Origin of the sequence: Pseudomonas sp. UBA6753, assembly GCF_002453565.1 — a bacterium.
In the GTDB taxonomy this organism is placed as follows: domain Bacteria; phylum Pseudomonadota; class Gammaproteobacteria; order Pseudomonadales; family Pseudomonadaceae; genus Aquipseudomonas; species Aquipseudomonas putida_Z.
In genome coordinates, this window is the sequence record NZ_DKHD01000012.1 from 18476 (window position 1) to 40857 (window position 22382).

At 63.8% G+C, this 22382-nt stretch carries 19 protein-coding genes; 12 read left to right on the plus strand and 7 right to left on the minus strand.

Going from position 1 to position 22382, the window contains the following annotated elements; genetic code table 11:
- Nucleotides 1–87: 87 nt before the first annotated feature.
- The 4 genes from B2790_RS05990 to B2790_RS06005 all read right to left on the minus strand — a co-directional run bounded on the left by B2790_RS05990 (nucleotide 88) and on the right by B2790_RS06005 (nucleotide 4865).
- Nucleotides 88–765 carry a DUF3313 domain-containing protein gene (locus tag B2790_RS05990; protein ID WP_025339019.1) on the minus strand — a complete coding sequence of 226 codons (678 nt, stop codon included), beginning with the start codon at nucleotides 763–765 and terminating at the stop codon, nucleotides 88–90.
- Nucleotides 766–969: 204 nt separating this feature from the next.
- Entirely contained in the window at nucleotides 970–2265 is a 1296-nt protein-coding gene (locus B2790_RS05995; RefSeq protein WP_085704449.1) for an NAD(P)/FAD-dependent oxidoreductase, read from the minus strand.
- Nucleotides 2266–2278: 13 nt separating this feature from the next.
- Nucleotides 2279–3367, minus strand: a complete 1089-nt coding sequence (locus B2790_RS06000) for a polyamine ABC transporter substrate-binding protein (RefSeq protein WP_286918448.1) — start codon at nucleotides 3365–3367, stop codon at nucleotides 2279–2281.
- A 139-nt stretch (nucleotides 3368–3506) separates the two neighbouring features.
- On the minus strand, nucleotides 3507–4865 hold the full coding sequence (locus tag B2790_RS06005; protein ID WP_025339022.1) for a glutamine synthetase family protein: 1359 nt from the start codon (nucleotides 4863–4865) through the stop codon (nucleotides 3507–3509).
- Between the two features lie 183 nt (nucleotides 4866–5048).
- Here B2790_RS06005 and B2790_RS06010 point away from each other — a divergent pair, with 183 nt between their 5' ends.
- Nucleotides 5049–5948 (plus strand): helix-turn-helix domain-containing protein, encoded by a 900-nt coding sequence (locus B2790_RS06010; protein ID WP_085589571.1) that lies wholly within the window; start codon nucleotides 5049–5051, stop codon nucleotides 5946–5948.
- A gap of 188 nt (nucleotides 5949–6136) precedes the next feature.
- A complete protein-coding gene (locus tag B2790_RS06015) occupies nucleotides 6137–8047 on the plus strand; it encodes an AAA family ATPase (RefSeq protein ID WP_286918449.1) in 1911 nt (636 codons plus the stop codon).
- Nucleotides 8048–8161: 114 nt separating this feature from the next.
- On the opposite strand, the gene B2790_RS06020 is transcribed toward B2790_RS06015, so the two are convergent.
- Nucleotides 8162–9547 (minus strand): aldehyde dehydrogenase family protein, encoded by a 1386-nt coding sequence (locus B2790_RS06020; protein ID WP_286918450.1) that lies wholly within the window; start codon nucleotides 9545–9547, stop codon nucleotides 8162–8164.
- Nucleotides 9548–9654: 107 nt separating this feature from the next.
- On the opposite strand from B2790_RS06020, the gene ptrR reads away from it, so the two are divergent.
- From ptrR to B2790_RS06040, 4 genes are all read left to right on the plus strand, one after another.
- Nucleotides 9655–10521, plus strand: a complete 867-nt coding sequence (gene ptrR, locus B2790_RS06025) for a putrescine utilization regulator PtrR (RefSeq protein ID WP_013972688.1) — start codon at nucleotides 9655–9657, stop codon at nucleotides 10519–10521.
- Between the two features lie 125 nt (nucleotides 10522–10646).
- Entirely contained in the window at nucleotides 10647–11090 is a 444-nt protein-coding gene (locus tag B2790_RS06030) for a hypothetical protein (RefSeq protein ID WP_025339026.1), read from the plus strand.
- Nucleotides 11091–11144: 54 nt separating this feature from the next.
- A complete protein-coding gene (locus B2790_RS06035; RefSeq protein WP_286918451.1) occupies nucleotides 11145–11891 on the plus strand; it encodes a phytanoyl-CoA dioxygenase family protein in 747 nt (248 codons plus the stop codon).
- A 197-nt stretch (nucleotides 11892–12088) separates the two neighbouring features.
- Entirely contained in the window at nucleotides 12089–12610 is a 522-nt protein-coding gene (locus tag B2790_RS06040) for an acyloxyacyl hydrolase (RefSeq protein ID WP_286918452.1), read from the plus strand.
- Between the two features lie 168 nt (nucleotides 12611–12778).
- Here B2790_RS06040 and B2790_RS06045 read toward each other — a convergent pair whose 3' ends face one another.
- Both B2790_RS06045 and B2790_RS06050 read right to left on the minus strand, forming a co-directional pair.
- Nucleotides 12779–14902 carry a TonB-dependent siderophore receptor gene (locus B2790_RS06045; RefSeq protein ID WP_286918453.1) on the minus strand — a complete coding sequence of 708 codons (2124 nt, stop codon included), beginning with the start codon at nucleotides 14900–14902 and terminating at the stop codon, nucleotides 12779–12781.
- 242 nt (nucleotides 14903–15144) lie between these two features.
- A complete protein-coding gene (locus B2790_RS06050; protein ID WP_025339029.1) occupies nucleotides 15145–16035 on the minus strand; it encodes a universal stress protein in 891 nt (296 codons plus the stop codon).
- Nucleotides 16036–16181: 146 nt separating this feature from the next.
- On the opposite strand from B2790_RS06050, the gene hisN reads away from it, so the two are divergent.
- The 6 genes from hisN (at nucleotide 16182) to benC (ending at nucleotide 22307) form a co-directional block, all read left to right on the plus strand.
- Nucleotides 16182–16973 (plus strand): histidinol-phosphatase, encoded by a 792-nt coding sequence (gene hisN / locus B2790_RS06055; protein WP_286918454.1) that lies wholly within the window; start codon nucleotides 16182–16184, stop codon nucleotides 16971–16973.
- A 191-nt stretch (nucleotides 16974–17164) separates the two neighbouring features.
- Nucleotides 17165–17896 carry a hypothetical protein gene (locus tag B2790_RS06060; RefSeq protein ID WP_025339031.1) on the plus strand — a complete coding sequence of 244 codons (732 nt, stop codon included), beginning with the start codon at nucleotides 17165–17167 and terminating at the stop codon, nucleotides 17894–17896.
- Nucleotides 17897–18266: 370 nt separating this feature from the next.
- On the plus strand, nucleotides 18267–19223 hold the full coding sequence (locus tag B2790_RS06065) for a helix-turn-helix transcriptional regulator (protein ID WP_286918455.1): 957 nt from the start codon (nucleotides 18267–18269) through the stop codon (nucleotides 19221–19223).
- Nucleotides 19224–19383: 160 nt separating this feature from the next.
- Nucleotides 19384–20742: a benzoate 1,2-dioxygenase large subunit gene (gene benA, locus B2790_RS06070; RefSeq protein WP_286918456.1), complete on the plus strand. Its 1359-nt coding sequence runs from the start codon at nucleotides 19384–19386 to the stop codon at nucleotides 20740–20742.
- Nucleotides 20739–21224 carry a benzoate 1,2-dioxygenase small subunit gene (gene benB / locus B2790_RS06075; protein WP_004374327.1) on the plus strand — a complete coding sequence of 162 codons (486 nt, stop codon included), beginning with the start codon at nucleotides 20739–20741 and terminating at the stop codon, nucleotides 21222–21224. Before benA ends, benB begins: the two co-directional genes overlap by 4 nt.
- 72 nt (nucleotides 21225–21296) lie before the next feature.
- On the plus strand, nucleotides 21297–22307 hold the full coding sequence (benC, locus tag B2790_RS06080) for a benzoate 1,2-dioxygenase electron transfer component BenC (protein WP_025339040.1): 1011 nt from the start codon (nucleotides 21297–21299) through the stop codon (nucleotides 22305–22307).
- Nucleotides 22308–22382 lie beyond the last annotated feature (75 nt).

Consider the following 22382-nt stretch of genomic DNA (forward strand, 5'->3'; position numbering starts at 1 on the left):
TCATGCGCCTGAGCTGAGATCCCGGGGCCGCTCTGCGGCCCTTTCGCGACACAAGGCCGCTCCCACAGGTTCCGTGTCCGGTCGGTATCAGCGGGCTTTCTGCTTCGCTTCCAGGAAGCTCGCGCGCATGTCCTTGGCCCAGCCATCCAGCACCGGCTTGACGTCATTCAGGGTCAGCTGCGTGGTCTTGTTCTCCAGATCCTGCCCCGTGCCCTTGCGCACGACCTGGGCCAGCACTTTCTGGCTGGCACCATCGAGGAACGCAGCTTCCACGCCGACATCCACCTCCTGGTCACGGCCGCCCATGGCGGTGTTCACACCGGCTGAAATCAGCGCGATAGGGATGACCTCATAGGGCTTGAGGCCCTCGTTGCTGGTGGACACCGCAGTAATGGCCGGGCGCACCACGATCACGCCCGGGCCGGGGCCCTTGGCCAGCGGTACAACGCTGCCCATTTCACGGCGCAGCGCTTCGTTGAAGTAGCGGGTGATTTCCTGCAGCGTCTGCGCCGAGATGACCGCCGTCGGCTGCGGCCTGGGGTAGAACTGGCTGGGCTCGATGAACACCTGGCTGTACTGGTTGACGTTGACCTTGGGGTCGATCCAGCGCATCACCGGGTCGCCCGACGGGCTCTTGGTTTCCTGCAGCCGGCTGTAATCCTTGAGGAAGCCGGAGTAGTCCTTTGGGTCCACGCGATTGCTGGAGCAGGCGGCCATGGTAAGCAGTGCGGCGCACAACAGGGTGATGCGGGGCAATGATTTCATGATGAAGATGCATCCATGATAGGTCGGCCAGAACAACGCTAGCAGGTGCGGGGCAGTTGGCCAGTGGGTAGGTTCAATCGATTGTGAAATGGTAGAAAGTTGGAGGGGTTGGAAGGGTTTGTCTTGAGTTTTTCTGCGCCTGTGAGACCGAGCGCCGCGCGGGCGGCGCTCGGTCTCACAGGCGCCGCAAAGCTCGTGGCGAACTCAACCCAGCACCTCCCGCAATCGATACCACAACATCCCCAGCGCCAGCAGCGGCGAGCGCAGTGCCTTGCCGCCGGGGAAGGTCAGGTGTGGCACGGCGCTGAACACGTCCAGCCCCTGGCTGTGGCCGAGGGCGATGCTTTCGGCCAGCAGTTTCGCCGTCCAGTGCGTCACGTTCAGCCCATGCCCGGAATAGCCCTGGGCGTAGTAAACGTTGGGGTGCTGGCTGAGGCGCCCGACCTGGGGGAAGCGGTTGGCGGTGATGCCGATCATGCCGCCCCACTGGTAGTCGATACGCACGTTGGCCAGCTGCGGGAACACCTTCAGCACCTTGGGCCGCATGTAGGCGGCGATGTCCTTGGGGTCGCGGCCGGAATAGTGGCAGGCGCCGCCGAACAGCAGGCGCCGGTCTGCCGTCAGGCGGTAGTAGTCCAGGCCGACTTTCTGGTCGCACAGCGCCATGTTCTGGGGGATCAGGCTGCTGGCCAGTGACTCGGGCAATGGCTCGGTAGCCACCACGTAGCTGCCGGCCGGCAGCACCTTGCCGCTCAGGCGTGGTTCCAGTTCATCGAGGTGGGCGTTGCAGCCCAGCACCAGGCTGCTTGCCCGCACCTTGCCACGGGCCGTGTGCAGGGTCACGCGGGGGCCGTGCTCGATGCGCAGCACCGGGCTCTGCTCGAAGATGCGTACGCCCAGGCCGTGGGCGGCGCGGGCTTCGCCCTGGACCAGGTCAAGCGGGTGCAGGTGGCCCGAGCCCATGTCCACCAGGCCGCCGGCGTACTGGTCGCTGGCGACGATTTCATGCAGCTGGTCGGCACTGACCAGGCGGGTTTCAGGGCGATAGCCGAGTGCGGCCAGGTCGTCCTGTTCGTCCTTGAACGCGGCGAACTGCGCAGGGGTGTTGGCCAGTTCGCAGAAGCCCCAGCGCAGGTCGCAGGCAATGCCGTACCGGGCGATGCGGCTGGCCACCAGCGCTACCGAATCGATGCCGGCCTGTTTCAGGTAGTGCACGCCGTCCTGGCCGACATGCCGGGCAAAGCCGCTGACGTCATGGCCGATGCCGCGAATCAGCTGGCCGCCGTTGCGGCCGCTGGCGCCCCAGCCGATACGCCGGGCTTCAAGCAGCACCACCGAGAGCCCGCGTTCGGCCAGTTCCAGGGCGGTATTGACCCCGGTCAGCCCGCCGCCGACCACGCACACATCGGCGGTCAGTTCGCCGTCCAGGCTGGGATAGGGCGCTGCATCGCGTGCCGTGGCGGCATAGTACGAAGCGGTGTGTTGGGTAGTGAAAGACATGGGCGTTCTCGACTCAGCGGTTGGACTTGATCTTGCTCCAGGAGCGGGTCATGACGCGCATGATCTTCGGGCTCGGCGTGCTGGAGATGTACAGCTTGTCCAGCACGTCCTGGGGTGGGTAGATCTCGGGGTTTTTCACCAGTGACGCGTCCATGTAGGCCTGGGCATCGGGGTTGGCGTTGGCATATCCGACCGTGGCGCTGACCTTGGCAATCACCTTGGGGTCGAGCAGGTAGTTGATGAACGCCAGGGCCTGTTCGGGGTTGTTGGCGTCCTTGGGGATGGCCAGCAGGTCGAACCACAGGTTGCTGCCTTCCTTGGGAATGCTGTAGGCGACTTTCACGCCGTTTTTCGCCTCCACGGCGCGGTTGGCGGCCTGGAACACGTCGCCGGAGTAGCCGAAGGCCACGCAGACATCGCCATTGGCCAGGTCGGAAACGTACTTGGAGGAGTGGAAGTAGGTGATATAGGGGCGCAGTTCGAGCAGGCGGGCTTCCGCCTTGGCATAGTCGGCCGGTTTTTCGCTGCGCGGGTCCATGCCCAGGTAGTTGAGCACGGCCGGGAACAGTTCATCGGGAGAGCCCATGAACGCCACGCCGCACTGCTTGAGCTTTTTCAGGTTCTCGGGCTCGAACAGCACCGCCCATGAATCGATATGGTCGACGCCCAGGGCCGCCTTGACCTTGTCGATGTTGTAGCCGATGCCGTTGGTACCCCACAGGTAGGGTACGGCGTACTGGTTGCCCGGGTCGTTCTGCTCAAGCTGCTTGAGCAGCTTGGGGTCCAGGTGCTGCCAGTTGGGCAGCTTGCTGCGGTCCAGCGGCAGGAAGGCACCGGCCTGGGCCTGGCGTGCGAGGAAGTGGTTGGATGGCACCACCACGTCATAGCCGGTGCGCCCGGCCAGCAGCTTGCCTTCCAGGGTTTCGTTGGAGTCGAACACGTCATAGACCACCTTGATCCCGCTGCTGGCCTGGAAGTCGGCCACGGTGGTGTCGCCGATGTAGTCGGTCCAGTTGTACACGCTGACCGAGGGAGTGGCCTGGGTGGTGGTGGCGAACAGCAGGGCGAATGCGGCGGGGATCAGGGTTTGCAGATGACGCATGGGGACACCTCGTTGGTATTGTTCTTCGAGTTCGGTGCAGGGGCTCGTGCCCTGTGGGAGCGGGTTTACCCGCGAATACGTCGTTGAATGCACCACAGCATTCGCGGGTAAACCCGCTCCCACAGGTACCGCGAAAAGGTCAGACGCTCAGCATCAGGAATTCACGCTCCCACGAGCTGATCACGCGCTTGTAGTTCTCGTGCTCGGCACGCTTGACCGCCACGTACCCTTGGACGAACTGCTTGCCCAGGTACTGCTGCACGGTCTCGCAGTCTTCCATGTGCTGCAGGGCGTCCTCGATGGTGATCGGCAGGCGCAGGTTGCGCCGCTCGTAGGCACGGCCCTGCACCGGTGCGCTGGGCTCGATGCGCTCGACCATGCCCAGGTAGCCGCACAGCAGGCTGGCGGCGATGGCCAGGTACGGGTTGGCATCGGCGCCCGGCAGGCGGTTTTCCACGCGCATCGCCTCGGGGCTGGAGGTGGGCACGCGCAGGCCGGCGGTGCGGTTTTCTTCACCCCACTCGACGTTCACCGGTGCCGAGGTGTCCGGCAGGAAGCGGCGGAACGAGTTGACGTTGGGCGCAAACATCGGCAGCAGCTTGGGGATGTACTTCTGCAAACCGCCGATGTGGTACAGGAACAGCTGGCTCATGCTGCCGTCTTCATTGGCGAAGATCGGCTTGCCGGTGGCGATGTCGACCACGCTCTGGTGCAGGTGCATGGCACTGCCGGGCTCGTCGGTGATCGGCTTGGCCATGAAGGTGGCGGCCACGTTGTGCTTGAGCGCGGCTTCACGCATGGTGCGCTTGAACACGGTGATCTGGTCGGCCAGGTCCAGGGCGTCGCCGTGGCGGAAGTTGATCTCCATCTGCGCCGGGCCGTCTTCATGGATCAGCGTGTCCAGGTCCAGGCCCTGGATCTCGCACCAGTCGTAGACGTCTTCGAACAGCGGGTCGAATTCGTTGGCGGCATCGATCGAGAACGACTGGCGGCCGCTTTCGGCACGGCCCGAACGCCCCAGCGGCACCTGCAGTGGCAGGTCCGGGTCTTCGCAGCGCTGGGTCAGGTAGAACTCCATCTCAGGTGCCACGATCGGCTGCCAGCCTTTGTCGGCATACAGCTTGAGCACTTTCTTCAGCACGTTGCGCGGCGACAGCTCGATGGGGTTGCCTTGCTTGTCGAAGGTGTCGTGGATCACGATCGCGGTCGGCTCGATCGCCCACGGGATCTGGTACACGGCGCTCGGGTCTGGGCGGCAGACCATGTCGATGTCGGCGGCATCGAGCAGGTTGTAGTAGATGTCATCGTCAACGTAGTCGCCGGTGACCGTCTGCAGCAGCACGCTCTCGGGCAGGCGCATGCCACGCTCGTGGAGAAACTTGGCGGTGGGCGCGATCTTGCCGCGGGCGATGCCGGTCAGGTCGCTGATCACGCATTCGACTTCGGTGATCCGGTGTTCTTTCAGCCAGGTGGACAGCTGATCGAAGGGGGCGTTCATACAGACCTCTTGGTTGGGTTTTAGTGTGGGAGCAAGCGTGCCAGCGTAAACCGTTCTACGGTTTCGAAGGCGTCCCGCTTCCCAGGTGACGCGCTGGAGACTATCTTGGTCGCAGCCCGCATGGCTGATCTATCCACTTTCTCCGGCAATGAATGCACCAAAAGAGTGCAACTAGGACCGAGCGTGACAACCGCCAATGCCCTGCAAGTCCAGGCTTTCCACACCACCGACGTGACCGAACAAGTACGTGCCACCCCTGGCTGGCAGCAGCAGTACCGGCAGATGTCGCCCGGGCATTTCAGCGGTGAGCTGCGTTGCCTGGGGCTGGACGGGGTGGAGGTATACGAGGAGCGGCTGAACACCCGGGTGGAGCAGTTTTTCCGCGCACCCAGCGGTTCGCTGGCGTTCTGCTTCGACCGCAGCGAGAACAGCCTGTACCTGCTGAACGAGCAGAGCCGCAACATCTGGATCACGCCGGAGAACTACCAGGAAGTGGCGGTCGTGTTCGACCAGGCCTTCCTGGCCCGCCATGGGCTGGACCCGCAGCGCCTGGAAGGGTTGTTCATGGTGCCGCTGGGCAGCGGCCAGAACGCGCTGTTCGGCAGCTGGCTGAGCGCGACGCTGACCCGCCTGGGCCAGGCGGATTGCCCGCTGCAGGGGCAGGCCCTGGCGGAGCAACTACTGGAGGACTGCCTGTTCATCCTCGACAACGCCTGCCAGCGCCTGCAGGGCGTGGCGTTGGGCCGGCGTGACGAGGAACGGGCGATCATGCGCCGGGTGAGCGAGTGGGCGGCCGACTGCCCAGAGGAGACGCTGAACCTGGTGGAGCTGGCGGATGTTGCCGGGGTTTCCCTGCGCCAGTTGCAGCAAGCCTTCAAGGCGTATACCGGGATGCCGCCGGCGCACTGGTTGCGCCTGCGCCGGCTCAACGGTGCGCGGCGCGATCTGCTGCATGGCGGTGAAGTGACCGTGGCCGAGGTGGCGATGCGATGGTCGTTCTGGCATTTGGGAAGGTTTTCAGAGAGTTACCGGCAATTGTTCAAGGAGTTTCCCAGCGAGACCTTGAAGCGGGGCAGGGGCTGAATCTGGTGGTGTAGCTGCTGGCCTCTTCGCGGGCTCGCCCGCTCCCACAGGGACCTCACAATGCCTGGCCTTGAGGTGATCCTGTGGGAGCGGGCAAGCCCGCGAAAAGGCCGGCCCAGGCAATACACAACCCAGCATTTCACAGCGAAAATTGCTATCGTGCCGCCCTGATTCCACCCGAGGTGCCGATGTTCTACCTGCCTTTGCCCAGCGACCAGGCCGACCGCCTCGCCAGCGAGCCCACCACCGACTTCTTCACCACCGCCAGCGTCCTCGACGCCGCCGCCGTGCTGTTCGTGCAGAACCTGCCGCGCCAGCCCGCCACCGCCTCGGCGGATGCGCAGGAACGCCGCTTTGCCGAAATAGTGCGCATTGCCAACGAGGTCGAAAGCGCCGCGCCGGGGCGCTTCCAGGGCCAGGTGGCGCAGCACTTCGATCGCGAAGCCTTCGCCATGGGCCTGGGCATGCTGGGCGAAAACGGTATCGCACTGCTGTCGACCGAGGTGGAGTACCAGGCCGACGAGCTGCTGGACGCCGAGGGCCAGTGGAACTTCCAGTTCGCCGACAGCTACCGCCAGCGGGCAACTCCGCTGCACCCGGTGTACCTGCCGTCACTGGCCAGCGACCTGATGCTCAGCGACCAACAGAACCGCCTGCTGCGCGAATTCCTCAGTGGTATCGATGAGTCGGTGGCGGTACAGGGCTTTGCCGGCACCGGCAAGACCTTCCTGATTCACCAGTTCGCGCGCCTGCTCGAGCCGCAGCGCACGCTGTTGCTGGCCTTGACCGAAGGCCAGCTGCGCGCGCTGCAGGCGCGGGTCAAGGATGCCGCCGCCTACACCGCACTGACCTTCGGCCAGCTGGCCGACGAGCTGCTCAACCGCGACCTCACCAGCAATGGCTGGCGCCTGCGCGACCCGTATCGCACCAAGCTTTCGTGGCGCCCGCAGGATGCGCAGGTGGTACGTTGGCTGGCCATCCCCGACATCGGCCCGCTCGCCGCGCGCGATGTGGTTGCCTTGTGCATCCGCGCGGTGCGCACGTTCTGCCACAGCGCCGACACCCAGCTGCAGTTGCACCACCTGCCCTGGGCCGGGCCGGGGACCACGCCACTGGACCAGGAGGTGTTGCTGGAAAAGGCACGGCTGTACTGGCAGGAGCTGATTCGCCCGTCGGCACGGGAAATCCAGTTGCCGGTGCGCGACTACCACCGGGTCAAACTGCTGTCGCTGACCGGTCATGTGATCGACAGTCGCTACACCCATGTCATCGTCGACGAGGCCCACGAGCTGTCGGCACCGATGCTTGCCCTGCTCGACCGCAGCCCGCAGTCGATCATTGCCCTGGGTGACGAGCTGCAGAACCTAAACGGCCTCAGCGCGCACCATGGCGGCTTTATCCGCCAGCGTTACATCGACCACTCGCTGCGGGCCGGGCCGGCGATGGACAACGTGCTCAACCCGCTGATCCAGGCCCACCCGGCGGCGATCCAGGCAGCCTTCAGCGGCAGCGCCGAGCATTACACGCGGGTCAGCTTCTTCGATGCGGTGACGGTGCCGGAACAGCCCACGGCATTGATCGTCGACGATGAATGGGGCCTGTTTGGCTGGTTCCAGCGCCTGACCCACCAGGGCGTGCCGTTCGTGCTGCTGAAAAGCGCGCGCAAGGACTTCGAGCTGTTCGTCGAAGACTGCATCGAGCTGTACCGCCATGGCACCCGGCCGCGTCACCCGATGCTGTTCCGCTATGCCAGCTGGCAGGCGCTGGAGCAGGACAAGGGTGATGACAAGGCGTTCGTCGCCGTGGCCAACATGCTGCGCAAGGGCTACACGCCAGAGCACTTTGCCAGGGCCAAGAGCCGTTACCGCTGGGACAAGGCGCCCAAGCTGTTCCTGGGGCGGGTGCGGGATGTGAAGAACATGGAGTTCGCCCGGGTGATGGTGTCGCCGGAGCTGATGGTGGTGCCGCAGGTGGCGGGGAACCGCAATGAACGGGCGCGGATGCTGGCGGGGTTGTATACCGCCTGTTCGCGGGCGCGGCATGAACTGATCGTGCCGGGGGGGATGCTGGACTGGGTCAAGGACCAGGTTCGGGATTGAGGCCCTGGGGCCGCATTGCGGCCCTTCGCGGGCACGCCCGCTCCCACAGGTAATGCGCCGCCCCGTGGGAGCGGGCGTGCCCGCGAAGGGCTGCAACGCAGCCCCAATTGCCAATCAGTTACGGTCCAGCCACACAGTCTGGGCATTGGTGAACTCACGCACACCAAAGTGCGACAGCTCACGCCCGAAGCCGCTCTTCTTCACCCCGCCAAACGCCACGCGGGGGTCGGAAGCGCAATAGCCGTTGATGAACACGCCGCCGGTATCCAGCGCCGCGGTCATGCGCTCGGCCAGCGCGTAGTCGGCGGTGTAAATGGTCGAGGCCAGGCCGAATTCGCTGTCGTTGGCCAGCTCCACCGCATGCTCCGCATCACGTGCGCTGATGATCGCCGCTACCGGCCCGAACAGCTCCTGCTTGAACGCAGTCATCTGCGGGGTGACGTTGGCGAACACGGTCGGCGCGTAGAAGTTGGCAACGCCATCGACCTTGTGGCCGCCCAGCAGCAGCGTGGCGCCTTCGGCGAGGGTCGCCTGGACCTGGCCATCCAACTCGTCGCGCAGGTCGTAACGGGCCATCGAGCCGATGTAGGTACCTTCTTCCAGCGGGTTGCCGACCTTCAGCTCGCGAGTGGCCTCGACGAACTTGCGGGTGAATTCGTCAACGATGCTTTCCTCGACGATCAGGCGCTTGGCCGCAGCGCAGACCTGGCCGGTGTTCTGGTAACGGCCGATCACGGCTGCTTTCACGGCGGCATCCAGGTCGGCGTCGGCCAGCACGATGAACGGGTCGGAACCGCCCAGCTCCAGCACGCACTTCTTCAGCGCCGCGCCGGCTTGCGCACCAATCGCCATGCCGGCACGCACGCTGCCGGTCAGGGTCACGGCGGCGATGCGCGGGTCGTTGATGGCGCGGGTGACGCCGTCCGGGGTCACGTTCAGCACTTCGAACACGCCTTCCGGCAGGCCGGCATCCTTGAACAGCTCGCCCAGCAGGTAGGCGCTGCCCATCACGTTCGGCGCGTGCTTGAGTACGTAGGTGTTGCCGGCCAGGATCGCCGGCACGGCGCCGCGCAGTACCTGCCAGACCGGGAAGTTCCATGGCATCACGGCCAGGATCGGGCCCAGCGGGCGGTATTCGATGCGGGCTTTCTCGACCTGGGTCGGCTCGGCGGCGAGCATGGCCGGGCCATGTTCGGCGTACCAGCGGCACAGGCCGACGCACTTGCTGACTTCACCACGGGCCTGGACGACAGGCTTGCCGATTTCGCGGCTGATCATTTGCGCGAAGGCTTCGGCCTTGGTTTCGAGGGTGCTGGCCAGGGCAAGCAGGTACTCGCTGCGCTGACCCAGCGACACCTGGCGCCACTGGCGGTAGCCAACCTTGGCGCGTTGCAGCGCCGCTTCCAGTGCGGCGTCGGTGTCGAACGGGTAGGCGCCGATCTGCTCGCCGCTGTACGGGTCGAGGGAGATGGCGTGGGTCAGGCTGCTGATCGCGCTCATGGCGGGACACTCTCGTTGTTGTTGAACCGTGACGCCAGACTAGTGGGCTATGGCTTTAATGAAAACTGAATAATAATGAGCGAAACATTCACGTTTGGAGAAAGGCTGTGGACCTGGTGCAACTGGAGATCTTCAAGGCCGTGGCAGAGCAGGGCAGCATCAGTGCCGCCGCGCAGCATATCCATCGGGTGCCGTCGAACCTGACCACGCGTATCAAGCAACTGGAGGAGGACCTGGGCGTGGAGCTGTTCATCCGCGAGAAGAGCCGCCTGCGCCTGTCCCCCGCGGGCTGGAACTTCCTCGAATACACACGGCGCATCCTCGACCTGGTGCACGAGGCGCGGCTGACCGTGGCCGGTGAAGACCCGCAAGGCACCTTCGCCCTGGGGTCGCTGGAAAGCACGGCCGCGGTGCGCATCCCGGCCTTGCTGGCGGCCTACAACCAGCGCTACCCCAAGGTCGACCTGGACCTGTCCACCGGGCCTTCCGGGACCATGCTCGAAGGCGTGTTGTCTGGCCGCCTGGTGGCGGCGTTCGTCGACGGGCCGGTGCTGCACCCGACGCTGGAAGGCATGCCGGTGTTCGAGGAAGAAATGATGGTCATCGCGCCGCTCAACCACGCCCCGGTAACCCGCGCCCAGGACGTCAACGGCGAAAGCATCTACGCCTTCCGCGCCAACTGTTCGTACCGCCACCACTTCGAGAACTGGTTCGTGCAGGACCAGGCGGTGCCGGGCAAGATCCACGAAATGGAGTCGTACCACGGCATGCTGGCCTGCGTCAGCGCCGGCGCCGGCCTGGCCATGATGCCGCGCAGCATGCTCGACAACATGCCCGGTTGCAGCACCGTCAGTGCCTGGCCGATGTCGGAGGATTTCCGTTACCTGAAGACCTGGCTGGTGTGGCGCCGGGGCACGGTATCGCGCAGTTTGAGCATGTTCGTGAAACTGCTTGAGGAAGGGCGCGCAACCTGATGTTCCAGCACAATATTCACACCATTGATGCGAATTTCATCCAGACGACCATGCATCAGCACGAACGCCGTTACGCCCGAAGGATCAGATAATAGGTAAGCCATCCTCGAAAGGAGGGTCGTACCATGCGTAACCATCACTATGCCCTCGGCGCGGCGCTGCTGATCACCCTGGCGCTGCCATGGACCCTGGCGGCCGCCGCCGACCTCAATGCCCCCATCGACATGCAGGCCGTGCAACTGCAACAGCAGGAGCAGAACGGCGTCCGCTACCTGCAAGGCGGCATCGGCCAGGACGAAGCCAACGCCCTGCGCAAGACCCCGGGCTATGACCTGCACGTGGAACTCTCCACCGGCCCGGAAGGCAAGTTCCAGAGCGGTGCCACCGTCGACATCCAGAATGCACAGGGCCAGCCCGTGCTCAGCCTTACGGATGCCGGGCCGCTGCTGTATGTGCAGTTGCCTCCCGGCAAATACAAAGTGACTGGCAACGCCCAAGGTGAGACGGTGCAGCAATTGGTGACCGTGAATGGCAAGACCCCCGCGACCGTGAACCTGAACTGGCGTTGATGGAAAAACGGGCAGGAGTACGGATGTGCTCCTGCCTGAAAGGAGCGCATCGCCATGAGCCTGGACCTTCAGCTGGAGATGTTGGACGAGCGGGGCTATGTGTTGCTCCCCGGTGTGCTCGAACCCTTGCGTATCGCCTTGTTACGCTGCGCTATCGATGACCTGCAGCCCATCCACTGGGATTACCAAGGGCTGCTGGAACACTACAAGTGCGTGTTCAACCGCAACCCGTTGTGGTTGCCCTTTCTCGACCTGCCGCCGCTGATTGCCCTGGCCGAAGCGGCACTGGGCGCCGACTGCCATGTGATCGGCCAGACCGCCTGGCGCAGCCACCCGGGCTACCCCGGCGTGGCCCTGCACCTGGACCATCTGCCCATGCAGTTGCCCGACTGGCTCAGCGAACGCGGCGACTTCACCCAGCCCCCGCAGATCCTGACTGTGCAGCTGTACCTGAGCGATATCGACCATCACATCGGGCCGACCTGGATTGTGCCCGGCAGCCACCGCGCGGCGCGGCCACCACAGGCTGGCGAGCAACACTGGCAGGGCCGTGAGGCCCAGCCGGTGCTGTGCAAGGCAGGGGACGCGCTGGTGTTTCGCAGCGATGTCTGGCACAGCGGCGGGGCCAACTGCACCCAGTCACGCGAGCGCGACATGCTGCAAGTGCACTATGGCCGGCGCATGGTCGCGCAGAAGTTTTCGCCGTACCTGAACTGGCGTTTCAACCCGCAGGTGCTGGAGGAGGCAACACCCAGGCAAAGGCGCCTGCTGGGCGAACACGAAGAGGCGGAATACGACTGACCGCTGCTGTTCGGCATGGCAGATGTTGGCGCAGGGTATTAGCCAATGGTGGCAATTCACTTTCAACTTTGTGTTTATCTGGTCGATAATCAGAAAAGTATTACTTCGTGTGACCGGTCTGGATGCATCCGGTCGCCACATAAGATCGAGGGGCCCAAGCCCCCGCTTGCCGTATAGACCATCAGGAGAAGTCATTGATGAAAACCCGTCTAGCAGCTTCGTTGGCTGCTGCAGTGCTGGCCTTTGCCGGAACGAATCTGGCTCAGGCAGCACAGGTGACCGGCGCCGTCGGCGCCACTGGCCAAGGCGACATGACCTACCGTATCGGCCTGTCGTTCGACTGGGACAAGAAATGGCTGGAAAGCAGCACCGGTCATCTGACCGGATACTGGGATGCGGCCTACACCTATTGGGAAGGCGGTGAGGCCAGTGGCGCGCACTCGCTGTCGTTCAGCCCGGTGTTCACCTACGAGTTCAGCGGTTTCACCTATACCCCGTACATCGAGGCCGGCATTGGCCTGGCGGCGTTTTCCAAGACCGACGTGGGCGACCAGCGTCTGGGCTCGTCGGTCAACTTCGAAGACCGCATGGGCTTCGGTCTGAAACTGCCGGGGGAGCAGAAGGTGGGGATCCGCGCGATGCACTACTCCAACGCGGGGCTCAAGCAGCCTAACGACGGCATCGAGTCGTACTCGCTGTTCTACAGCAAAGGGTTCTGAGACCGGGGGCCGCTTTGCGGCCCATCGCCGGAAAGCCTGCTCCCACAGGGACCGCGCAGTTCTTTGGGTCTGCGCTGGCCCCTAAAGGGACTGCGTATGGCTGGGATGATGCGGTCGAGGTGGGAGCTGGCTTGCCGGCGATGGGCTGCAAAGCAGCCCCATTAACTGTCAGAAGGTATACGAAACCCCAGCTTGCACTGTCCGCGGCGCGCCTGGGTAGGCGTAGAAGTTGAATGCTCCCTCGTCGTATTCCTTGTTGAACAGGTTCTTCAGGTCCAGGTTGAGGCGAATGTTGTCGTTGACCTTGTAAAAGGCCAGCAGGTCGACAACGGTGTACTGGTCCATGTTGTAAGTCACTGCCTCGGTTTGGCCATTGCGGTCATCGACGTACTTCACCCCAACCCCCAGACCAAGGCCTTTAGCCAATCCGTCCTGGAATTCGTAGGTGTTGAGCAGGCTGAAGCTGTTCCTTGGAATGTTCGCCAGCCGGGTGCCAGAGGGCAGGCGGTTGTCCTTGGTCACTTCAGCGTCAACGTAGGCATAACCACCGATCACACGCCACTCCGGTGTCAGGTTTCCGGCAACGTTGATATCCAGGCCACGGCTACGTACTTCGCCAGCGGCAAGGTTGTAGTTGGGGTCCGCCGGGTCGCGTGTCAGCACATTTTCCTTGACGATGTGGTAGATCGCCGCGTCAACGCTCAGTTGACGGTCCGGCGCTTCCCATTTCACACCCAGCTCATACGACTTGCCTTTCTCCGGATCGAAGCCCGAACCTTGCAGGCTGGCGCCGCTGTTGGGCTTGAACGAACGGGCGGTATTGGCATAGACGGCAACCGTATCGGTCAGGTCGTAGATCAGGCCAACGCGCGGGGTGACGCCATTCTCGCCTTTGCTGAAGTCTCGGTTTGCGGGCCGCTTGTCGTCGTAGTCATGCTCGAAACGCTCGAAGCGAACACCTGCAAGTGCCTTCAAGCGCTCAGTCAGAGCCACCTGGTCCTGGATGAAATACGCCCAGGTCTCGAGCTTCTCGCTGTCCCAGGTGGTTGGTACCGCTGCCAGCTCCGGCCTCGGCTGGCCTAGTACCGGGTTGTAGATATCGATCGTGTAGGGCGCGGTGGAACGTCGAATGATCGAACTGTAGTGATAGTTCTCGTACTCGACGCCGGTCAGCAGGGTGTGGCTGAACGCGCCTGTATCGAAATGCCCGGTGAGGTTCAGCTGCCAGTCGCGGTCGGTCCACTCCAGCTTGCGGTAATTGAAGTTGCGCTGCAGGGTGCGGCCATCTGCAGGGGCACTGGTGGCCTCTACAGCATTGCCTTTGAGTGAACCGTCAAGGTATTGGAAGCCTCCACCCAGCGTCCAGTTGTCGTTGAGCAGGTGCTCGAAACGCAACTGGGCCATGTTGTTGTCATTGTGCAGCAGGTTGTCGCTGCCTTTCTCCCAGATGTAGGTATCGCGCGAGGCGCTGCCAGTCTGGGTGGCGTAGCGGGTCAGGCCACGGTCCAGCGGGTGGTTGTTGCGCATGAAATCGCCCTCGAAGACGATCTTCGTGCTGTCGTTGACCTGCCAGCTGAGCACCGGCGCCACGTCATAGCGCTCGCTTTCCACGTCGTCACGGAAGCTTTCGCCGCCTTCGCCCAGCAGGTTCAGGCGGTAGGCCAGCGAGCCGTCCTGGTTCAGCGGCCCGGTGGCGTCCAGGGTCGCGCGGTGCATGCCCTGGTCATCGAACTGGCTGCCCAGGGTAACTTTCGACTCTGGCAGCGGCTGCTTGCTGACCACGTTGAAGGTGCCGCCGGGGTCGCCACGGCCGTACAGGCTGCTGGCCGGGCCACGGATCACTTCCAGGCGCTCGACGGTGTTGGCGTCGGGGGCGTTGGGGTAGCCGCGGTTGATCGGGAAACCGTTGCGGTAGAACTCCCCGGTGGTGAAGCCACGCACGGTGAAGGTGGTCAGGCCCTGGCCGCCGAAGTTGTTGGCGCGGCCGACACCGCCGGCGTAGTCCAGGCCATCCTGCAGGCGCGTGGCGCCGGTGTCCTCCAATACATCTTTGGGCACCACGCTGACCGATTGCGGGGTTTCGTGCAGGGCGGTGTCGGTGCGGGTGGCGCTGGCCGAGCGGGTAGCCTTGTAGCCCTCGACCGGGCCATCGGCACGTTCGCTGTCGGCGCTGCTGGTGATGTTCAGGGCCTGGAGTTCGATCTGGGCGGGTTCGCCGAGCGGTTCAGGCTCGGCAAAGGCCAGCGGGGAGACAGCATGAAGCACACAAAGCGAAACGAACGTGCGACGCATCGACGGTACGATCCTGGAGTAGGGCGCTGAGGGTAGGGTGGGCAAGCGCCGAGAAACTACTACGAATCATTATCAAATGCATTCTTTTTATGTAGCACTGGTGTACCAGATACCAAGTGGAATTTGTGCTGGATTCTTCGCGGGCACGCCCGCTCCCACAGGTTCGTCACAGGCTCAGGCTTTGTGCATGACCTGTGGGAGCGGGCGCGCCCGCGAATTGGCCAGTTCAGGTGCAGCAGCTCTCAGCGAACCGCCTTGATCGCCAGCACATTGCACAACGGATGTTCCAGCACATGCGCCGTGGTCCCGCCCAGGAACGTCTGCATGGCGTCATGCCGGTGGCTGCCCATCACGATCACATCCGCCCGGCTGTGCCCGACGAACTGGGCAATCACCTTGATCGCGGCCCCTTCCAGGAAGTGCCTGCGCTCCAGCGGGATCTGGTGGTGGTCGCCCAGCCGGTTGAACGCCGCCCGCTGCGCGGTGCGCACGCTGACATCGAAGCCGGGCATGGTCACCGTGCCGGCGCCGAAGTCGGCAATGTGGGTCTTGGCCGCGTCGCACACATGCAGCAGGTGCAGTTCGGCATTGCACTGCAGGGCCAGGGCATGGGCGCAATGGATCACCTGCTCATCCAGGTGCTCGCCGGCGCCATGGCTGTTCAGGTCCACCGCGGCGGCAATCTGCCGGGGCAGGGGCAGGCGGATATCGCTGACCAGGTGCACGGCGACCGGGCTGTCCTTGAGCAACTGCCAGTCCAGTGGCGTTACCAGCAGGCGCTTGAGCACCGGTTCGTGCTGCACGTCCTTGATCAGCAGGTCGCAACCCAGCCGTTCCACCCGCTCCAGCACGCTGCCCAGCGGATCGCGGGTCAGCAGTAGTTCGGTAGACACATCCAGGCCGGCGTTGGCCAGTTGTTCGGCTTCGTCCGCCAGCCATTGGCGGTTGTCGCTGAGCAGCCGCTCACGCTCGCGGCTATCGCTCATCAAACCGAAGGTGTCGACATCGTCGACGAACACGTTGATATCCAGCAAGGCACCGCTGGATTCCGCCAATGCCGCAGCGCGTTGCAGCGCTGGCGTGTGGCGCATCTGCGGGCCGAGCATGACGAACAGACGCTTGAACTGGCTCATCTCACACCTCCACGTGTGGCAGCCCCCCGGTGTCTGGTCTTGTTCAGTCTAGACCGCGCAGGGCCGCATGAGCAGCCGACGGAGGCTGGCGCGGCACGGTGTGTCGGGTATGATGCGGGCCCCATCATTTTCACGAGGCCCGCCCCATGTCCCTGAGCGCTGAACAGATCGGCGAATTCCGCGCCTTCGCCGAGCAGCTGGCCGATGCTGCTGCCGTGGCGATCAAGCCATACTTTCGCGCCAGCCTGGACGTCGAGGACAAGGGTGGGCGCCTGTACGACCCGGTGACCGTGGCCGACAAGGCTGCCGAGGACGCCATGCGCGAGCTGATCCAGGCCCGCTATCCCGACCACGGCATTCTCGGTGAAGAAGCCGGCGTGGCAGTCGGCAGCAGCCCGCTGACCTGGGTGCTCGACCCGATCGACGGCACCCGTGCCTTCATCACCGGCCTGCCGCTGTGGGGCACGCTGATTGCCCTGAACGACGGCACGCGCCCGGTGGTAGGGGTGATGAACCAGCCGTTCACCGGCGAACGCTTTGTCGGCACACCGGAAGGCGCCTGGCGCAGCGGTACGCCGTTGCAGACCCGCGCCTGTGCCGACCTGGCCTCGGCCACGCTGATGTGCACGACCCCGGACATGTTCGATACCGCCGCGCGCAAGGCTGCGTTCGAGGCCGTTGCCGGCAAGGCGCGCCTGATGCGCTACGGTGGCGATTGCTATGCCTACTGCATGCTGGCTTCCGGGTTTGTCGACGTGATCGTCGAGGCGAGCCTGCAGCCGTATGACGTGCAGGCGCTGATGCCGATCATCGAAGGGGCGGGCGGGGTGATCACGGCGTGGGATGGCAGCAGCGCGCAGTATGGCGGGTGCGTGGTGGCCTGTGGTGACCCGGCGCTGCATGCACAGGTGGTGGAGATGTTGCGTCACGCCATGTGATTCATGTGTTGCTTTTGCCGGCCTCTTCGCGGGCTTGCCCGCTCCCACAGGTTCACCACAGGTGCTCCGCGAAGAGGCCGGCACAGGTATGCAAAACCCCCGATCACCGCACTTTTTCCAATTTCCGGGCTCTATGCTTGGCCAGGCCACACTGATCCCCGGTGCGGCCGCCGAATATCGACCCGGTGCCGATGGTTGCAAGCAAGCCAAAATTCTTCCTTCGCCTGCTATTGGCAGGCACCCTCACGTGCCTGTGCGCCTGCACCCAGCAGCAGGGTCGCGACATGGTCAACCAGCTCGGCAACGGCAAGCCCAGCGAACTGTTCCAGACCAGCGTCGACCGCCTGGCCACGCTGTCCATGCGCGACAACCTGCAGAGCTTGTACCTGCTGATGAACAAGCTTTACCTGCGCAACCCCAACCAGTGGAAGCTGTCCGGCTACGTGGACGCGGCCACTGCCGAGCGGCAGATCCGTATCGCAATCGAACAACGCCAGCCCTTGCCGCAACTGGGCAACCGTCGCGACCTGGCAGCCTTGAGCTATGCCCTGAGCCCCGAGTTTCGCGGTGACCGGGTCGGCGCCTTCATCTACGCCATCGGCAGCATGCTGATCACCGCGCACGGCGGGCGTACCGAGTTCTACATGACCGATACCATCGACCCGCTGTTCGTCAACAACGCGGCGCGCAATATCGAGAAGGCCACCTGGATGCTGAGCCAGCGGCAGGATGCCAATGGCGTGCTGCTGTTGTTCTCCAACGAAATCTCGGAAGAGGGCAGCAACCTAAGTTTTGCCGTGGAGTTCGGCAAGATCGTGGCACGGCTGGACTTGCTGGCGGAGTTGCTGGATGAGCGATACAGGCGGATTGGTTTGAATTATGCGCAGAGCCTGCTGTTGATGAACTTCCTGCCGGTGCAGTGAAGTGGGCGGTTCTGGGTTGCCTGTACCGGCCTCTTCGCGGGCATGCCCGCTCCCACAGGTTTTGCATAGGTCTTGAGGCCGCGGTGATCCCTGTGGGAGCGGGCGTGCCCGCGAAGAGGACAGCACAGGAAAATACCGTTCGATAAACGAACACAGACCCTGGCTGTCCTGTCCGCCATTCGCCCATCCATTCCAAAGGTCGCATTGCCCAACCCCCCGCCTTTTTGCTTAAGTGTGCCCATCCACCGGTTGTCGCCTGCCCCCGCGACCCGCAGCCGGCTCGATAGAATGACCGTGACGACCGCAACCACAGCCCCACCGGGCCGTAGGAAGCGGCGACCAGAACAATAACGATCCGAGTGCCTTGCCTATGGAAAGCCGCCTGCTGAGCGAGCGTAGTAGCGTGTTTCATCACGCCGACCCTTATGCTGTGTCCGATTATGTGAACCAGCACGTAGGCCAGCATTGCATCGGTCTGTCCCGCACCACTCACCCGCAAGCCAGCCTCAGCCACCGCAAGTTCGCTGAACTCGACCTGTGCCGCATCAGCTACGGCGGCAGCGTGCGCGTTACCTCGCCGGCACTGGAAACCATCTACCACCTGCAGGTGCTGCTCAACGGCAACTGCCTGTGGCGTGGGCACAAGCGCGAGCATCACCTGGTGCCGGGCGAGCTGTTGCTGATCAACCCCGACGACCCGGTTGACCTGACCTACTCGGAAGACTGCGAAAAATTCATCCTCAAGGTGCCGACCCGGCTACTGGACTCGATCTGCGACGAACAGCGCTGGCACCGCCCCGATGGCGGGGTGCGGTTCTTGCGCAACCATTACCGGCTGGACGAACTGGACGGGTTCGTCAACCTGCTGGCCATGGTCTGCCAGGAGGCAGAGGTGAGCGATTCGCTGCCTAGGGTGCAGGGCCACTACAGCCAGATCGTCGCCAGCAAGCTGCTGACCTTGATGAGCACCAATATCCGCCGCGAAAGCCTGAGCGCGCCGCAAGCGGGGCTTGAGCGCATTCTTGACTACATCGAGCGCAACCTGAAGCTTGAACTGACAGCTGAAGCACTGGCGGAGCAGGCGTGCATGAGCCTGCGCTCGTTGTATGCATTGTTCGACCGGCATCTGCAGACCACGCCCAAGCAGTATGTGCGCCAGCGCAAGCTGGAGCAGGTACATGCCTGCCTGGGTGATGCCAGTTGCTCGGTACGCAGCGTGACCGAACTGGCCATGGATTATGGCTTCATGCACCTGGGGCGGTTTTCCGAGGTGTATCGGCAGCAGTTTGGCGAGTTGCCCTCGGAAACCTTGCGTAATCGGCGCTGAGCCGCACCGGCCTCTTCGCGGGTGAACCCGCTCCCACAGGGCCCCCGCAGAAACACCAGCCTGCACAAAACGGATAGCACCGCGCACAAACCGGATATTCCCGCCCAATACCAATCCCTAACCTGACCAGGTCTAAACAATAACAAGGGAGACCCTGGCCATGTCCCTGGGATTCGACTACCTCAATGCCTTGCTCGAGGACGACCGTGAAAAGGGCATCTACCGCTGCAAGCGCGAGATGTTCACCGACCCACGCCTGTTCGACCTGGAGATGAAACACATCTTCGAGGGCAACTGGATCTACCTGGCCCATGAAAGCCAGATCCCCGAGAAAAACGACTTCCTCACCCTGACCATGGGGCGCCAGCCGATCTTCATCGCGCGCAACAAGGACGGTGAGCTCAATGCCTTCCTCAACGCCTGCAGCCACCGCGGCGCCATGCTCTGCCGGCACAAGCGCGGCAACCGCTCCAGCTACACCTGCCCGTTCCACGGCTGGACCTTCAACAACAGCGGCAAGCTGCTCAAGGTCAAAGACCCGAGCAACGCCGGCTACCCCGACAGCTTCAACTGCGACGGCTCCCATGACCTGACCAAGGTGGCGCGCTTCGAGTCGTACCGTGGCTTCCTGTTCGGCAGCCTGAATGCCGACGTCAAGCCGCTGGTCGAGCACCTGGGCGAGTCGGCCAAGATCATCGACATGATCGTCGACCAGTCGCCGGAAGGCCTGGAAGTGCTGCGCGGTGCCAGCTCGTACATCTACGAAGGCAACTGGAAGCTCACTGCCGAGAACGGCGCCGACGGCTACCACGTCAGTTCCGTGCACTGGAACTACGCCGCCACCCAGAACCAGCGCAAGCAGCGCGAGGCGGGTGAAGAGATCAAGACCATGAGCGCCGGCGCCTGGGCCAAGCAGGGCGGTGGCTTCTACTCCTTCGACCACGGCCACCTGCTGCTGTGGACCCGCTGGGCCAACCCCGAGGACCGCCCGGCCTACGAGCGCCGTGACCAGCTGGCCGCCGACTTCGGCCAGGCCCGTGCCGACTGGATGATCGAGAACTCGCGTAACCTGTGCCTGTACCCGAACGTGTACCTGATGGACCAGTTCAGCTCGCAGATCCGCATCGCCCGGCCGATTTCGGTGAACAAGACCGAAATCACCATCTACTGCATCGCACCGAAAGGCGAGAGCGCCGATGCCCGCGCCAAGCGCATTCGCCAGTACGAAGACTTCTTCAACGTCAGCGGCATGGCCACCCCGGATGACCTGGAAGAGTTCCGCTCGTGCCAGACCGGCTACGGCGGCGGCACCGGCTGGAACGACATGTCCCGCGGCGCTGCGCACTGGGTGGAAGGCGCCGACGAGGCGGCCAGGGAGATCGAACTCAAGCCGCTGCTGTCGGGCGTACGCACCGAGGACGAAGGCCTGTTCGTGCTGCAGCACAAGTACTGGCAGGACACCATGATCCAGGCCCTGAAGGACGAACAGAAACTGATCCCCGTGGAGGCCGTGCAATGAGCCTTTATGAAACCGTGCGCGACTTCCTCTACCGCGAAGCGCGCTACCTGGACGATGCCCAGTGGGACCAGTGGCTGGAGCTGTACGCCAGCGATGCCAGCTTCTGGATGCCGAGCTGGGACGATGACGACACCCTTACCGAAGACCCACAAAGCGAAATCTCGCTGATCTGGTACGGCAACCGTGGCGGCCTGGAAGACCGGGTGTTCCGCATCAAGACCGAGCGCTCCAGTGCGACCGTGCCCGACACCCGCACCTCGCACAACATCAGCAACATCGAGATCGTCGAGCAGGGCGAGGGTAGCTGCCAGGTGCGCTTCAACTGGCACACCCTGAGCTTCCGCTACAAGACCACCGACAGTTACTTCGGCACCAGCTTCTACACCCTCGACCTGCGCGGCGAGCAGCCGCTGATCAAGGCCAAGAAAGTGGTGCTGAAGAACGACTACGTGCGCCAGGTCATCGACATCTACCACATCTGATCCAGGGTTTTGCGAGCGCTGCCCGGTGCGTCCTGCGACGTGCCGTGGCCCGGCTCGCCCGCGAGGTGCAACATGAGCTACCAGATCGCACTGAATTTCGAAGACGGGGTGACCCGCTTCATCGAGGCCACCGGCCATGAAACCGTGGCCGATGCCGCCTACCGCCAGGGCATCAACATCCCGCTGGACTGCCGCGACGGCGCCTGCGGTACCTGCAAGTGCAAGGCCGAGTCCGGGCGCTACGACCTGGGCGACAACTTCATCGAAGACGCCCTGAGCGAAGACGAAGTCGCCGAAGGCTACGTACTGACCTGCCAGATGCGCGCCGAAAGCGACTGCGTCATCCGCATCCCGGCGTCGTCGCAGCTGTGCAAGACCGAGCAGGCCAGCTTCGAGGCTGCCATCAGCGATGTCCGCCAGCTGTCGGCCAGCACCATTGCCCTGTCGATCAAGGGCGAGGCCCTCAGCCGCCTGGCCTTCCTGCCGGGGCAGTATGTCAACCTCAAGGTGCCGGGCAGCGAGCAGAGCCGCGCCTATTCGTTCAGCTCGCTGCAGAAGGACGGCGAGGTCAGCTTCCTGATCCGCAACGTGCCGGGCGGGCTGATGAGCAGCTTCCTGACCAACCTGGCCAAGGCCGGCGACAGCATGACCCTGGCCGGGCCGCTGGGCAGCTTCTACCTGCGGCCGATCCAGCGGCCGCTGCTGCTGCTGGCCGGTGGCACCGGCCTGGCGCCGTTTACCGCGATGCTGGAGAAGATCGCCGAGCAAGGCAGCGAGCACCCGCTGCACCTGATCTACGGCGTGACCAACGACTTCGACCTGGTCGAGCTCGACCGCCTGCAGGCGCTGGCAGCGCGCATCCCCAACTTCACCTTCAGCGCCTGCGTCGCCAACCCGGACAGCCAGTACCCGCAGAAGGGCTACGTGACCCAGCACATCGAGCCGCGCCACCTCAACGATGGCGATGTGGATGTGTACCTGTGCGGCCCGCCACCGATGGTCGAGGCGGTCAGCCAGTACGTGCGCGAGCAGGGCATTACCCCGGCGAACTTCTACTACGAGAAGTTCGCGGCGGCGGCCTGATTCCTTTTATTCCAAGTAATACGCCGACCCTGTGGGAGCGGGCGTGCCCGCGAAGAGGCCAGCAGGTTCAACAAC